15 protein-coding genes are annotated in these 13,676 nt (G+C 53.5%); 7 read left to right on the top strand and 8 right to left on the bottom strand.

The features are described 5' to 3' along the window. The first annotated feature begins 86 nt into the window (after positions 1-86). Positions 87-461 carry a hypothetical protein gene (locus KO492_RS17625; protein ID WP_216046175.1) on the top strand — a complete coding sequence of 125 codons (375 nt, stop codon included), beginning with the start codon at positions 87-89 and terminating at the stop codon, positions 459-461. 10 nt (positions 462-471) lie between these two features. Here the strand turns inward: KO492_RS17625 and KO492_RS17620 are convergent, their stop codons facing one another. The 3 genes from KO492_RS17620 to clpS are packed head-to-tail and all read right to left on the bottom strand — an operon-like array spanning position 472 to position 2,634. After that, entirely contained in the window at positions 472-1,284 is an 813-nt protein-coding gene (locus KO492_RS17620) for an SDR family NAD(P)-dependent oxidoreductase (protein ID WP_216046174.1), read from the bottom strand. A gap of 30 nt (positions 1,285-1,314) precedes the next feature. After that, the gene (locus KO492_RS17615) at positions 1,315-2,250 is read right to left on the bottom strand and encodes a methyltransferase (RefSeq protein WP_354668253.1); all 936 of its coding nucleotides are present in this window, start codon (positions 2,248-2,250) and stop codon (positions 1,315-1,317) included. 57 nt (positions 2,251-2,307) lie between these two features. Further along, complete coding sequence (gene clpS, locus KO492_RS17610; protein WP_170845880.1) at positions 2,308-2,634, bottom strand: ATP-dependent Clp protease adapter ClpS; 327 nt, start codon at positions 2,632-2,634, stop codon at positions 2,308-2,310. A gap of 139 nt (positions 2,635-2,773) precedes the next feature. On the opposite strand from clpS, the gene KO492_RS17605 reads away from it, so the two are divergent. Together KO492_RS17605 and KO492_RS17600 are read left to right on the top strand one after the other, a co-directional pair. Next, positions 2,774-3,481 carry an HAD family hydrolase gene (locus KO492_RS17605; protein ID WP_216046172.1) on the top strand — a complete coding sequence of 236 codons (708 nt, stop codon included), beginning with the start codon at positions 2,774-2,776 and terminating at the stop codon, positions 3,479-3,481. A 284-nt stretch (positions 3,482-3,765) separates the two neighbouring features. Next, positions 3,766-5,226, top strand: coding sequence for a D-alanyl-D-alanine carboxypeptidase family protein (locus tag KO492_RS17600; protein ID WP_436835707.1), 1,461 nt, complete (start codon positions 3,766-3,768; stop codon positions 5,224-5,226). A 173-nt stretch (positions 5,227-5,399) separates the two neighbouring features. Here the strand turns inward: KO492_RS17600 and KO492_RS17595 are convergent, their stop codons facing one another. The 5 genes from KO492_RS17595 to KO492_RS17575 all read right to left on the bottom strand — a co-directional run bounded on the left by KO492_RS17595 (position 5,400) and on the right by KO492_RS17575 (position 10,231). Next, positions 5,400-7,781: a hypothetical protein gene (locus KO492_RS17595; protein WP_216046170.1), complete on the bottom strand. Its 2,382-nt coding sequence runs from the start codon at positions 7,779-7,781 to the stop codon at positions 5,400-5,402. Beyond that, positions 7,778-8,647, bottom strand: a complete 870-nt coding sequence (gene motA, locus KO492_RS17590; RefSeq protein ID WP_216046169.1) for a flagellar motor stator protein MotA — start codon at positions 8,645-8,647, stop codon at positions 7,778-7,780. The genes KO492_RS17595 and motA overlap by 4 nt, the downstream gene beginning before the upstream one ends. A gap of 72 nt (positions 8,648-8,719) precedes the next feature. After that, the gene (locus KO492_RS17585; protein ID WP_252735600.1) at positions 8,720-9,334 is read right to left on the bottom strand and encodes a MotE family protein; all 615 of its coding nucleotides are present in this window, start codon (positions 9,332-9,334) and stop codon (positions 8,720-8,722) included. Beyond that, positions 9,331-9,720 carry a hypothetical protein gene (locus tag KO492_RS17580; protein WP_216046168.1) on the bottom strand — a complete coding sequence of 130 codons (390 nt, stop codon included), beginning with the start codon at positions 9,718-9,720 and terminating at the stop codon, positions 9,331-9,333. Before KO492_RS17580 ends, KO492_RS17585 begins: the two co-directional genes overlap by 4 nt. 10 nt (positions 9,721-9,730) lie before the next feature. Then, positions 9,731-10,231 (bottom strand): flagellar basal body-associated FliL family protein, encoded by a 501-nt coding sequence (locus tag KO492_RS17575; protein WP_216046167.1) that lies wholly within the window; start codon positions 10,229-10,231, stop codon positions 9,731-9,733. An 80-nt stretch (positions 10,232-10,311) separates the two neighbouring features. Between KO492_RS17575 and fliF the strand changes: the two genes are divergently transcribed. Genes fliF through fliP form a run of 4 tightly spaced genes read left to right on the top strand, consistent with a single transcriptional unit; the run spans position 10,312 to position 13,650 of the window. Next, positions 10,312-11,997, top strand: coding sequence for a flagellar basal-body MS-ring/collar protein FliF (gene fliF / locus KO492_RS17570; RefSeq protein ID WP_216046166.1), 1,686 nt, complete (start codon positions 10,312-10,314; stop codon positions 11,995-11,997). After that, positions 11,997-12,635 (top strand): flagellar biosynthesis protein, encoded by a 639-nt coding sequence (locus tag KO492_RS17565; protein WP_216046165.1) that lies wholly within the window; start codon positions 11,997-11,999, stop codon positions 12,633-12,635. Before fliF ends, KO492_RS17565 begins: the two co-directional genes overlap by 1 nt. Next, positions 12,628-12,906: a FliM/FliN family flagellar motor switch protein gene (locus tag KO492_RS17560; RefSeq protein WP_216046164.1), complete on the top strand. Its 279-nt coding sequence runs from the start codon at positions 12,628-12,630 to the stop codon at positions 12,904-12,906. The genes KO492_RS17565 and KO492_RS17560 overlap by 8 nt, the downstream gene beginning before the upstream one ends. 6 nt (positions 12,907-12,912) lie before the next feature. Next, on the top strand, positions 12,913-13,650 hold the full coding sequence (gene fliP / locus KO492_RS17555) for a flagellar type III secretion system pore protein FliP (RefSeq protein ID WP_216046163.1): 738 nt from the start codon (positions 12,913-12,915) through the stop codon (positions 13,648-13,650). Positions 13,651-13,676: the final 26 nt, after the last annotated feature.

Below are 13,676 nucleotides of genomic sequence, written 5' to 3'. Positions count from 1 at the left end.
CAGCTTTCGACCTTTGGCGGCAAGTTCCCTTCCCCTGTGACAGAAACACGCTATGCTGACAGGCAAAGTCAAAAGGAGACGTTGTTATGCGTTGGTTTATCCCTCTCGCCCTTGTCCCGCTTCTCGCCGCCTGTTCCGAGCAACAGATGTGCATTTCCCGCGCGACGAAAGACCTACGGCAGGTGCAGAGCTTTATCTCCGAGGCCGAAGGAAATCTGGCGCGTGGCTATGCCTTGGTCGAAAAGGAATATATCGACTATGACATCAAGCGCTGCGGCGAGCATCCCGATGGCAAACCTCGCTACTGTCGGGTTCCCGATGTCGAAACGCGGCGCGTCGCGAAGGCCATTGATCTCGATGGTGAAGCCGCGAAGCTGGCCGCTTTGAAAAAGAAAGAGGCGCAGCTCTCCGCTCAGGCAGCTGCCGAGATAGAAGCCTGCAAGATCCAATATCCCGAGTGATTTCTATCACTTAGTGGGTCGGCGCGTGCACCGGATCAACCAGCGTGCGCCCGCCGTCCACGGTCAGGATCTGCCCCGTCATAAAGCCGGAGCAGTCGGAGGTGAGATATTGCACCGTTTCGGCCACTTCGGAGGCCGGCGCGACCCGTCCCAGCGGGGTTTTTGACGTGATTTCATCGCGATAATCGGGATTTTCCGCCAGCATATCCCGCAGACTTGAACTCATCACAGAGCCAAACGCCACGGCATTCACCCTAATGCGATGAGGTGCCAGAGACACAGCCATCGCACGCGTCATCTGGTCCACGGCGGCAGAGGAGATGGAAAAGGCCAGAAGCTCCGGCTGACAACGACGCGCGGCAATCGACGACAGGTTGACGATAGAGCCCACGACACCGTCATCGTCACCGCTCTTGTCCGAGTTCTTGATCATCCATTTCGCCACCTGCTGCGTCAGGCGCAGAGAAGTCATCAGGTTCTGCTCCAAAAGCTCGGCCACATTGTCCCCTTCCACCGACAAAGGCTCGCTCATCAGAACCTGCCGCGAGGCGTTGACCAGAATATCCACCCCGTCAAAGGCGTCGATCGTGGCGGAGAGCAGATTGGCGATGGTCAGCTTTTGACGCAAATCTCCGGCGAAATAGGCCAGTTTCGCATCTTCCGCATCGGCCTCCTCCCCATATTCGGCAATGAGACTGGACTCGTCCATATCGGCACACATCACATATGCGCCCTGCGCCAGAAAATGCCGCGCCACCGAAAGACCGACACCGTTGGCGGCCCCTGTGACGATGGCCACCTTGCCTGCAATCGAAAAGCTCATGGGAGACTCCCTGTTGTGTTAGCGCCGATGTTAGGATTTTGATCCGGTCCTGCGAAGAGGTTTCGCAGCGTGAAGCACTTTGAAACCGCTTGTGCCGCCAATCTCGGCGGTATTGCCAAAGAGAGAGGCAAGGGTCGCCTCATAAGGCAATTGCCGGTTGGCAACCAGCCAAAGCTGTCCTTGAGGGGCCAGCATGCCAGCGGCGGCCTTTATAAACGCCTGACCAAGCGCGGGATCAGCGGCGCGCGACGTATGGAACGGCGGATTCATGATCACCGCATCCAAAAGCTGCGGCGGCTTGAATTTTGTCGCATCTTCCCAATGGAACTGCGCACGCGGATCGGAAATATTGTCGCGTGCAGAAGCCAGAGCGGCGGCCTCAGCCTCGACCAGATGCAATTCTTTCACACCCTCGCGCGCCAGTATCGCACGGGACAGGTAGCCCCATCCGGCCCCAAGGTCCGCGATTCGGGCGGGCAATTTGTCAGGCAGACTGTCGACCAGCACCTGCGATGCCTTGTCGATGCGATCCACAGAAAACACGCCTAGGCGCGTGGTAAAGCCTTCGATCAGATGCAGCGGGCCCGGATCGGCCCAATCAGAAAAATCACCGCCGGAGAACCGGAGCGCCTTGCCATGCGATTTCGAGACGACCTGCACATCCGTCCGTTTGCGAATGTCTTTCAACAGGCTGTCGATGCCATCCGTCTTCTGCCCATCCACGATAACCTGATCCGCGCGCAAAACCGCATCCGCGATCAGGGCGCGGGCCTCCGCCTTGGCACGCGGCACAGCCACGACAGCAAGATCGAAATGCCCCTCGGCGGAGGTTGTCACATCAAAGCCTTGCGCCGCGAAGGCCTCAATATCCGGCTTGAACCCCTGCACTATATGGACATGCGCGCCTTTCAACGCCGACAGGTCGGCATCCGCACGCGGCCGATAGACCACAACACGCTCAGGCACAGGCCCGTTCAAAAGGAGGGGGAGACGCGGGGAGACCATGTCAGACAGGCGAAACGCCTATTCCTTTTCCATAGTGCATTGCAGCGGATGCTGATGCCGACGGGAAAAATCCATCACTTGCTGGACTTTGGTTTCCGCGATTTCAAACGGAAACACGCCCACGACGGCCAGCCCCTTTTTATGCACGGTCAACATGATCTCTGTCGCCTGCGCATGACCAATGCCGAAGAACCGCTCCAGAACCAGCACAACGAATTCCATCGGCGTGTAATCGTCATTGAGCAGCATAACCTTGTAGAGAGGCGGGCGTTTTGTCTTGGGTTTGGTTTTAAGCGCAAGTCCAGCGTCGCCGTCGCCATCCGAACGGTCGCCATTATCAGCCATCATCTGCGGTGCGAGGATCACTCTTATCGCCTCCGATATCGCATGTCTTGAATTCGGGTCTTGCACGAGCCGTTATATAGCCCCTTTTGCGCATGAATAAAGGGCGTTATGCCGAAACCGGTAAAGGAGCGCCGATCATATGACCGAGAAACTCGCGACAATCGCCTTTGATGCGGATGATACGCTTTGGGAAAATGAACAGTTTTTCCGTATGACGCAGGAGCGTTTCACGGAACTGCTCGCCGACTTCACCGAGGCCGACCACCTCTCCGAGCGGCTTCTGGCAGCCGAACGCCGCAACCTCGGTCAATACGGATTCGGCATCAAGGGCTTCGTCCTTTCGATGATCGAGACCGCCATCGAAGTCACAGAAGACCGTGTGCCCGCCTCGGTGATCCGCGAACTGATCGCCGCCGGACAAGAGATGCTGCGCCATCCGATTCACCTTCTCGACGGGGTGGAGGAGACGGTAGGAACCTTGGCCGAGGACTATGACATCCTGCTGGTGACCAAGGGCGACCTTCTGGATCAGGAGCGCAAACTCGCGCAATCGGGTCTCGGGGACATGTTCGATGGAATCGAAGTCGTCTCCAACAAGACGCCAGACATCTACCGCACCATTTTTGCCCGCCACAATACCGCGCCTGAACGTGCGATGATGGTCGGCAACTCCATGAAATCCGACGTTATTCCGCCGATCGAAGCCGGGGCATGGGGCGTATATGTCCCACATAATTACACTTGGGAAATCGAACATGCCGAGGCCCCTTCCGCGCATCCGCGCTTTCACGAACTGCCCCGATTGACGGAATTACCGGGCCTGATTGACGCGATCCAAAAAAGTTGATCGCGGCACTTTCCCCGATCTAGTAGACGCCAATCCAGCAAACACCAGATTTAGGGTTGCCGCTCTGCACCGCCTCAAAACCATTGAAAATTCTTTGTTTTCTCAAGGAAAAGCCTGTGCTACCGTCACATCAATAAGCTGGGCGAAATGATCCGGCAAGACGAGGCAGAGTTATCATGAAGAGCAACGTGCAAGCGCGGGGTTTCCTGCGTGCCGTTTCAGGGCGTATTTTTCCTCTCCTATTGATCGCATTCGCGATGTCAATCGCGGTGACCACACGGGCTATGGCAGCTGAATATGCTGCCCTTGTGATGGACGCGCGCAATGGCAAGGTATTGCACGCGACCAACGCCGACACACGACTGCATCCCGCATCGCTCACCAAGATGATGACGCTCTACATCACATTTGAAGCGGTGGAACATGGTGAGATCGGACTTGATGATCTGGTCACCGTGTCGCGCAATGCCGCCTCCGAACCGCCGTCCAAACTGGGTCTGAAAGCAGGCCAGAAGATCAAGCTGCGCTACCTGATCCGCGCTGCCGCCGTCAAATCCGCCAATGATGCAGCCACCGCCATCGGGGAAGCCATCGAAGGCTCCGAAGCCGCATTTGCCCGCCGCATGAACCGCACGGCCAAAGCACTGGGCATGTCGCGCACAACCTTCAAAAACGCCAACGGCCTGACCGAGGCGGGACACCTTTCGACCGCGCGGGACATGACCGTTCTGGGGCGGCATCTGTTCTATGACTATCCGGAATATTACAACATTTTCTCGCGCAAGACCGCTGATGCAGGTGTACGCACCGTGACCCATACCAACTCGCGCTTCCTGAGTTCTTACGAAGGAGCAGACGGGATCAAGACCGGGTACACCTCAGCGGCTGGCTTCAACCTCACGGCTTCGGCCCATCGTGGTAACAAGCGAATCATCACTACGGTCTTCGGCGGTCGCTCCACAGCATCGCGCAATGCCAAGGTAACCGAACTTATGGATCTCGGCTTCAAACGCGCGCCCAACCGTGTCGCGGTCTCGAAACCCGTCAAACCGCCCTACATGGGCAAATCCGGCGGGGCAGTCATGGTTGCCGGCAATCAAGAAGCGCCCAAAGTGGCCTCGAAGATCATCCGTGTGAACATCTCGATGACTTCAAGCCCCCTGCCCAAGCCGCGGCCACTTAAATCTCTGGCGCCCGAAGACGAACAACTCCTTCTCGCCGCCTCCGACGACGTTCTGAATGCATTGACGAAAGCCGAAGAGGAAGAAGCTCTCCTCGCAGCAGCCACAGAAGCGGCCGATGAAGCCAGCACGCTCTTGGCCGAAACAGCCCACGCGCAGCAGGAACCCACACCTGCTGTCACGGCAGCCGTCCCAGCCATCGCGCCCCTGCCGCGACCTGCTGCTTTGGAACAAATACAGCTTGCATCCGTGGAACAAACTGCGGCGGCTATGCCCGCTGCGGCATCGCAAGCCCCTGAAGTGGTGACGCGAATCTCGACCTCAGGCAGTCGATATTGGGGCATCAACATCGGCACCTATGGCTCCGAATATGCCGCCCGCAAGGAACTGTTAAGAACGGCATTGACGGAAGTCGAAATGCTCGACGGCGCGCTGCGTAAGGTGGTCAAAACCAAACGTGGCTACGACGCCAATTTCCTCGGCCTCACCGAAGAAATGGCAGCCATGACCTGTCGCCGCCTCGAAGCACGCGGCACGGAATGCGAGACTGTCGGCCCATCCTAGGTTTATCAAAATTCAAAACCTAAAGGCGGCCAACAATGGTCGCCTTTTTTATGAAGCACCATCCAACATATTCGTGACCTCCACTCACGGCAAATCCGAAATCGTAGATTTCAGTCAACAGTTAGTGCCCACGAGGATATGATAGACTGCATCCGCGAAACGGCAAACTTGCCTCAATACCCCAAAACGTCTTCAAACACTTCCCTCGCCCTTTGGCTTGAGGCGATCAGAGCTTCGGCCGATGCAATTGACGGTTTGTGATCCTCCTCGTCACCATTGAGTGCAAAATTCCCGTCTCTCATTACATTTGCGAACTTGGACATCCCCTGTGAATTCGCCCCGTCGAGGCTCTCCCAATCCTCCGCGAGCAAGGCGAAGAGTTCCTTCTCCCCGTCCACGGGATTGTTCCTTAAAACCTCTGTCGCTTTCTCAACATCGTCTAGATAGAAATATGATTTCGCGGCAATTTCCCGTGCACTTTCATGGTTCACGCTCAACGCATATTTCAACGCGTTTTGCATATCTCCAATGCCATAGAACGCTTCAGCTAATAATATTTTGGCGCCATCACCCATCTGGCCCTCAGCTTCAGGCATAAACTCCAAGGCTTGTTTGAAAAAACCAAGATCCAGCAAGCGCCTTGATACCGCAAGGCGCGCGCTATTTGAGAAGTCCGCTTGAGATATGCCATCCTTGTGCTGCCAAATAGTCTTTAAAAACGAAGTATCATCTGAAACCTGAGCCAGCGTCTCAAGGGCGCGGGAGGTAAGATTCTTAAGGTCAGGATTATCTGACCCTTCCTCCTGCTTTAGGGCAAAAATCTTCTCAACCGCGACATCCGGTTTTCCCGAATAGATTTGAGCTAGGATCGCTGCCTCTTGTAGCTTTCCTTCGAAGGGGTCACCACGAAACTCAACCGCAAACGCTTCAACTGTTTCTGCAATACTTTCATCAATTTCCTCGCCATCCTTAGCTTTCAATTGAATAAGTTTCACAAGCGCTTCCGGAGTATGCGTGCCATTTTCTGCAATAATATCTTTAAGTTTATCCTCACCGAGTTGTAAGTCCCCCTCCGCAAGAGCCAACTTTGCGTTCAGTAAGACTGATGCATCGCTCTGACGTTCGTTTACGCGCAACATCGCATTTTGAATGTATTGCACGCTCTCCGTATCTCCAATTGCAAGAAAACGATCCGACAATATCGGGCCAAGATGTCGTCGAAGATGGAATGGCAATGCTGAAAATGTCGATAGGATACTATTCATGTTATAGTCTTCATCCGGATCAAGTGCCTTTTTAGACAAAACTGACCAAAGGGCCACAGATGTATCGCACTGGAACTGATGAGATAACGGACTGGAAACCTCTGTAAAGCCTTGGTCCATGATGTCCGCCATGGCCCAAAGAATGTCGTGCCCCTCCACTTTGACACCGAAATCACGCAACACAGATTTGGCTTCCGCTCCGAAAGTCAAATAAAGGTAATATCGCGCAAGATCTCTAATGCCTTCGGGATCCGGTCGATCAAACTCACCGAGAATTTTTGCGCGCAAATGGGATAAGCTTTGACCATCATCCACAGCCCTCCCCCACTGTGAAATTTGAACTTGACGGTCATCCAAACAAATATTCCGACTTCCTTCAATAATCTGCGGCTCCGCGGTATCACCCCGTTCGCGGTCAATCGAAGACTGAATATGTATGTGGGATAATTCTGCAGTGTCCTCATCCGATATTATAGATTCGCGGTTGCCACTATCCGCTGACACGGCCTCGTCTTGAGGCTCGATTGTCCCATTTTCAGCTCGATCAGCTTGCGACACTTCCGGCTCTAACAACCCTTGCGTGACAGCGCGCCCGATCTGCTCAAGCAGTTTACGTTCCAAATCGTTTACATCGTCTAGGTGCTCACTGAACGCTTCCTCCGCATTAAGTGGGGTAGCCGATGAAGCATCATGGGCAAAGCTATCACTCTCCAAAGGAAAGCCATTGTCAGGCTCCCCATTCTCTTCCTCATCTGGAATCCACTCCTCAGCGACAGAAACAAAACCGCCGCCTCCTTCCCCCGAAATTATAATATCAGAAGCAACAGGCACCGGCACAGTATCTTTCCCCGCAGCACCCAGTGAGGGCGGGGAAACTGTTTCATCGCCATTTACGTGTTTAGTCAAAGTCTGCTCAAATTCCGACGATGTTTCAGGAGCACCGTCCTTTATGTCAATAACCACACGTCCCTCGCGCAGCTCGAATACATCTGCATGGACATTGTCCGGAATGGTCAGCCGAAGATATCCATTGCCACTCTTGACGTTCGCAATACGTTGGCGGGGAATCTTTTGAAACACTGCACTTGTGTCAAAATACATATCCTCACCCGGCACATGAAACTCATAACCCTGTTCTGACCGACCGAATGCCCAATCCGTCTTTTCGGAAAACTGCATCACCAAACGCGAAAACCCCGCATGCTCGCCGGAACGCACAGTTATGACTTCCGCAAACAGAACCTGTGGCATCAGAGCAAGACCAAGAATATATCCCAGAATCCGGATCATGCCGCCTCCGATTTAACTTCTTTAAGCGCTTCTTCTAAATCCGAGAAACTTGGACGATATCGACCAGGCGTATTCTGCCGTCCGACCTCAATACAAATATTCGTTGCGTGATTGTGCAGGTTAGCCACAAGAACTTCGCGAACTAGATTGTAGAAATGCCCGTCCTCTTCAATCACATCCTTCATTTTGCGCGCAAACGGACCTACGATACCATAAGCAAGGAACACACCAAGAAAGGTGCCGACGAGAGCGCCGCCGATCATTTTTCCCAATATTTCTGGGGGTTGATCAATAGAAGCCATTGTTTTGATGACCCCCAAAACTGCGGCTACAATACCAAGAGCCGGCAAAGCATCACTAATCGCGGTCATCGCATGTGAGGAGTGCAACGCATGGTGAAGGTTCGCTTCAAGCCGCTTTTCAAGCACCTCCTCAACCTGATGCGGATCATCATAGTTCATAGAGGCCGACCGCAAAGTATCGCAGATCAAAGCGATCGCCTCTTTATCTGCGAGAATCTTTGGATATTTCGAGAATATGATCGAGTTCTCAGGGGCTTCGATATGTTCCTCAAGAGCAACCGGATTCTGACGCGCCAGACGAATCAGTTCAAAAAGCAAACAAAGGAGATCTTTATAGTCTTCCGGCTTCCATTTGGGCCCCTTGAAAACTTTGCCTATATCTTTGAGCGTATGCTTGATTCCCGACAGATCATTGGAAATAACAAATGCCCCTGTCGCCGCTCCTCCGATCATCATGAATTCGAAGGGCAAAGACTTCATAATGATAGCGATTTTACCACCAGCGGCAGCATATCCACCGAACACCATGATAAAGATCAGCAAGATTCCAACGATACCGATCATTCTCTTTCCTCATGTCTGCGTATCAACAGGGTCAACCTGTCACAAACCTCTTAAGAAAGTTTATCCATCAGACTATTCGCGCGGCGCCTTTGCATTTCGTCCTGCCAAAATAACAGAAATTGTATAGGCAGTTTCCGGATCTAGTCCGGCCAGAATTGCGCCAGCCGCATCAGAACGCATCCGGCCCAAAAATCCCGCCGCAAACTCCGGAGACATTGCATCAAAGAGTTCAGCGGCTTCTTTCGGTTTTATCGCCTCATAAACAGCTGTCAGTTTGGCCAGATCATCCTCTGCCGCAGTCTGAGAACGCGCCATTGTGGCCTGTAGGCGCGCCTCCGCTTCCTCAAGCGCAGACAGGTTCTCCAGAGCTTTTTCGCGGGCCAATTCAATGGTTTTCATCTTTTGGGCGAGAAAGAACTCTTGTTCTTCAACTTTTTTTTCACGCTCCAACAAAGCAGCAATCAAATCAGCCGTTTCTTCATCGGAATAGCAAGCCTCGGCCTCTTGCACTCCCGCCATATCGTCACGAGACAATTCCGACATTTCACGCGCAATTGCGGCTCCCGTTCCAGAAGCAACCCGAAGAAACGCAGAAACACCAAAGATCGTTGCAATAATCCAAAGTGCACCGCGTCCGGATCGAACGTTGCGAAACATTTTCTTGCTCGGTTTTGTAGCTTGCTTCATTCCGCAGCCTCCACTCGTCCTCTTTGGCTCAGAAAAAATGTCTCCTGCTCGGATTTCTCCTCTGCTTCAGGCTGGGGAGGCGTCTCGACTGGCGCCGGGCCTTCAGGCAAATCGTGCATTGAGGCAATAAGAAGCTCCATGCGTCGGGAGACATCCTCGGCCCGCTCTGTAAGGCTTTCCAACCTTCCCGCAGACCCCGCCGCGGTTTTTTGCGCCTTGGTCAACGTTTTCGTCATGTCATCCACTTGAGCGGACAAAACAGCGATTGCTCCGCCGACCCCTTTTTCAAGGTCCGTGAACCGGCTCAAACGTCTGGCCAACACCATGCAGTAGACAGCAACCGCCAATGTTCCAGAAATCATAAGAATGTCTGCAATAAGCTCCATGACGAAGTCCTCAATTTATAACGAATTCCATAATGAGAACGTCATTGACACGTCCTTCACCGGCGACAATCTGCAAGCGCCTCAATATCTGGGCGCGCAAACGAACGAGTGCGGATGGGCTTTCCAACTCGGAAACCTCGACAGCGCGCAAATATCCGTTCAACACATCAATCAGACGTGGAAGCAATGTCTCCACCTCCTGCTTATATTGTGTCGGCACTTCCAACTGCGCCTGAAAGCGCAGATGACGGTTCTGCCCGGACGTATCCACCAGATTGACGATCAGCGGATCTATCGGAACAAAAGCCATATTGGGCAGAGGCGTCACACTCCCCCCGTCAACAGTGGCACTACCTTGCCCGGAGCGGCCTTCATCGGGTGGAAACAGTGCCCCGGAATACACAAGGGCAAACCCGCCTCCTCCGAGGGCGAGCATCAAAATCACCCCCAAGAGCAAAGAGAGTTTCGCTTTTTTATTGGCTCCGCTTTTGAGCTGTTCTTCTTCAGCCATAAGTCCATCCAGAATTTTTCTCCGAATCCGTTTTATCCTGAATGTAGCTAACCAATTATTAAGACGGATCAGGCATTTCTATGAACAGACGGGAGCAGAAGCTCACGCATTCAAGGAGTGTCGTCTTGCAACAGATTCTTTCTGTGTGGTCCAATTTAGATATCAATCGCCGCGTCATTGTCGTTGGCGCAACTATATTGATGTTCGTCGCAATCATCGGCTTGTCTCGACTGGCGACAAAGCCATCAATGTCTCTTCTGTATTCCGGACTTGAAACAGGGGCGGCTGGTGAGGTTGTGCAATCTCTTGAAGCACAAGGTGTCCCGCATGAGATTCGCGGCGGCGCGATCTTTGTGCCGTCCGATATGCGTGATGAATTGCGTATGACATTGGCATCCGAGGGGCTCCCCGCCAATTCCATAGGGGGATACGAGTTGCTCGATTCCCTCTCAGGCTTCGGAACAACGTCACAAATGTTTGACGCCGCATATTGGCGCGCAAAAGAAGGTGAATTGGCTCGAACGATTCTCTCGTCTCAGAAGATCAGGTCTGCACGCGTTCACATTGCAAACCCTTCGTCGCAACCTTTTCAGCGGGAAATAGCAGCGTCGGCTTCTGTTACGGTCACCGCTGTGAGCGGATCAGTATCAACCGATCAGGCAAACGCTTTCCGGTATCTTGTGTCCTCCGCTGTCGCGGGGCTCGCCCCTGAAAATGTCTCTGTCATCGATGGTCGCACTGGCGTTGTCATCACAGGTGAAGACCCGACAACGGGAACTTCTGGCAACACAGATCGCGCCGAAGAAATGCGTCGAAATGTGCAACGGCTTCTCGAAGCACGTGTTGGCGTTGGCAAGGCTGTCGTCGAAGTTTCCATTGAAACGGAAACCGATAGAGAATCCATTGTCGAACGTCATTTCGACCCCGAGAGCCGCGTTGCGATCAGTTCGGAAACAGAAGAGCGCAGCAATTCCTCGCAAGGGAGCGGTAGCGGCGCTGTGACGGTCGCCTCCAACCTGCCGGACGATAGCAGCGCAACAAACGGCGCTTCGAGCACAAGTAACAGCGAAACCCGTGAACGCATCAATTACGAGGTTTCGGAGACACGTCGTGAAATTCAACGGGGCCCCGGTGCGATCAAACGCTTGACTGTGGCGGTCTTGGTCGACGGAATCAGAACGATCAACCCCGAAACACAAGAGGTTTCCTGGGCGCCGAGAAGCGACGAAGAGATCGATACTCTACGAGATTTGGTTGCATCAGCCATTGGCTTCAACGAAGAGCGCGGAGATCAGATCACGCTAAAAACGATGGAGTTCGAGCCCTTGCTCATAGAAGGGGCCGAAGCGCAAAGCTCTCTGCTCCCCCCTATGAATATTGATCCCATGTCGATCATACAATTGGCAGTTCTGGCCATTGTGACACTCATTCTAGGTCTCTTCGTCTTGCGCCCCATTCTGGCAAAACCTGCCCCCGCACTCCCTCCTGTGGATGCCTCGGATGTGAATGCGCCTGAAAGCTTGCCTGCCACGATACCAATGCCGGACTTGCCGTCCCCTTCAACTCCGGCGTTGGACGGAGAGATTTCTGAAAACGGATTTGAGTTGCCCGCTATGGGAGTCGTCTCGGATTTTGATTTCGAAGACGATGACATCGGCACGCCAAGCGATCCGGTGAAACGCCTCAAAAAACTCATTGAAGACCGACAAGAGGAAACCGTCGAAATCTTGCGCGGCTGGATGGAAGACGCGGAGGAGAACGCCTGATGACCTCGCAATTCCCCCTCGAAGATTTCAGCATCACATCACAACCGGCGTCCCAGCCCCCTTTAACACAGCGAGATACAGACGGCGCAGCCACACCGCCCGTTCCGACTGAGGAAGAAATAGAAGCCAAGAGAATGGCCGCCTATGAGCAAGGATACAAAGCGGGATGGGATGACGCCACGCGCGCCGAAAACGAGCAACAGACCCGCATTGGCGCCGAGTTTGCGCGGAATTTGCAAGACCTGAGCTTCACATTCCACGAAGCCCGCGCACATATCATGAAGGCACTTGAGCCGCTGCTCAAGGAAATGACCAGCAAGGTGCTACCTCGGCTGGTGAGCGAGACCCTTGGTCAAAAAATTGTTGAAGAGCTTCTGCCGATGGCTGAGGCCGCATCGGATTCGCCGATAAAAATTGTGGTTTCTCCTGCATCCCGACCCGTAATTCAGCGCCTTATTGACGACTCCTTAACCATTCCATTGGACATCATGGAGGAGCCCAGCCTCGCAGATGGCCAAGTCTATCTGCAGATGGGCGGGCTTGAGAAAAAGATCGATATGGATGCGACCTTAGAAAAGATCATGAACGCCATTGATGCTGTATACGCTCTGAACGAGGAGGCCATAAAATATGGTTGAACAGACTGAAACCAATGTAAAAAATCCGTTTTCTCAAGTTCCGATCGAAATCACGATATCCGTCGGAAAGGCGCGGCCTCTCGTGAAGGATCTATTGAAACTGCAAAGCGACAGTGTCCTTCCGCTCGACCGGAACATCGAAGATCCTGTCGAGCTATACGTCGGAGACAAACTCATCGCTCGCGGGGAGCTACAGGAAATGGATGGCGGGCAAGCCGGGCAGCTGGCTGTGCGCCTTACCGAAGTTGCCGATCTGAAAAACGGATTGTGAAACTTGATGCGCCCTTCAATCTTTCTGTCCGTTCTGGCCCTCATCCTCTTGTTGGTCAGCGATCCGGCCAACGCGCAATCCATGACTTTGGACCTTGGGGCAGACGGGTCGTTGTCGGCGCGGTCCATCCAACTTCTGCTGCTCATCACCGTTCTCAGCATTGCCCCCGGCATTGCCATAACACTCACATGTTTCCCATTCATCGTCACGGTTCTATCGATTTTGAGACAGGCGATCGGCTTGCAACAATCCCCGCCGAACATGCTGATGATCAGTCTGGCCATGTTCCTGACCTATTACGTTATGGAACCTGTGTTCACCGAGAGCTGGGCGACAGGTGTTCGCCCCTATGTGAATGGAGATATCCCTCTCGAACAGGCATTTTCTCTCTCCATTGATCCGTTCCGAGGCTTCATGTCCAATCGCATTGATCCCGACACGTTTCAGCAACTGAAAGAACTTCGTGCTGATTTCAGCACCGTCAACGGTGTGTCGCGGGACGCCCCTCTTTCCTTGCTCGTGCCGTCTTTTCTGCTTTCCGAAGTCGAGCGCGCGTTTCAAATCGGATTTCTCGTCTTTTTACCTTTTCTCATCATCGACTTGGTCGTGTCCGCCATCTTGATGTCGATGGGTATGATGATGGTCCCACCCGCGATCGTCTCCTTGCCGTTCAAACTTGCGTTCTTTGTTGTGTCCGACGGTTGGTCACTCCTCTCCAGCGCCCTTGTCCGAAGTTATTTCTAAAATGCTTGGGACAGTGCCGGATGCAT

This window comes from Celeribacter halophilus (assembly GCF_018860305.1).
Taxonomy (GTDB): Bacteria; Pseudomonadota; Alphaproteobacteria; order Rhodobacterales; family Rhodobacteraceae; genus Celeribacter; species Celeribacter halophilus_A.
Note: the sequence above shows the minus strand (reverse complement) of the source record. Positions and strands in the feature narration are given on the sequence as shown.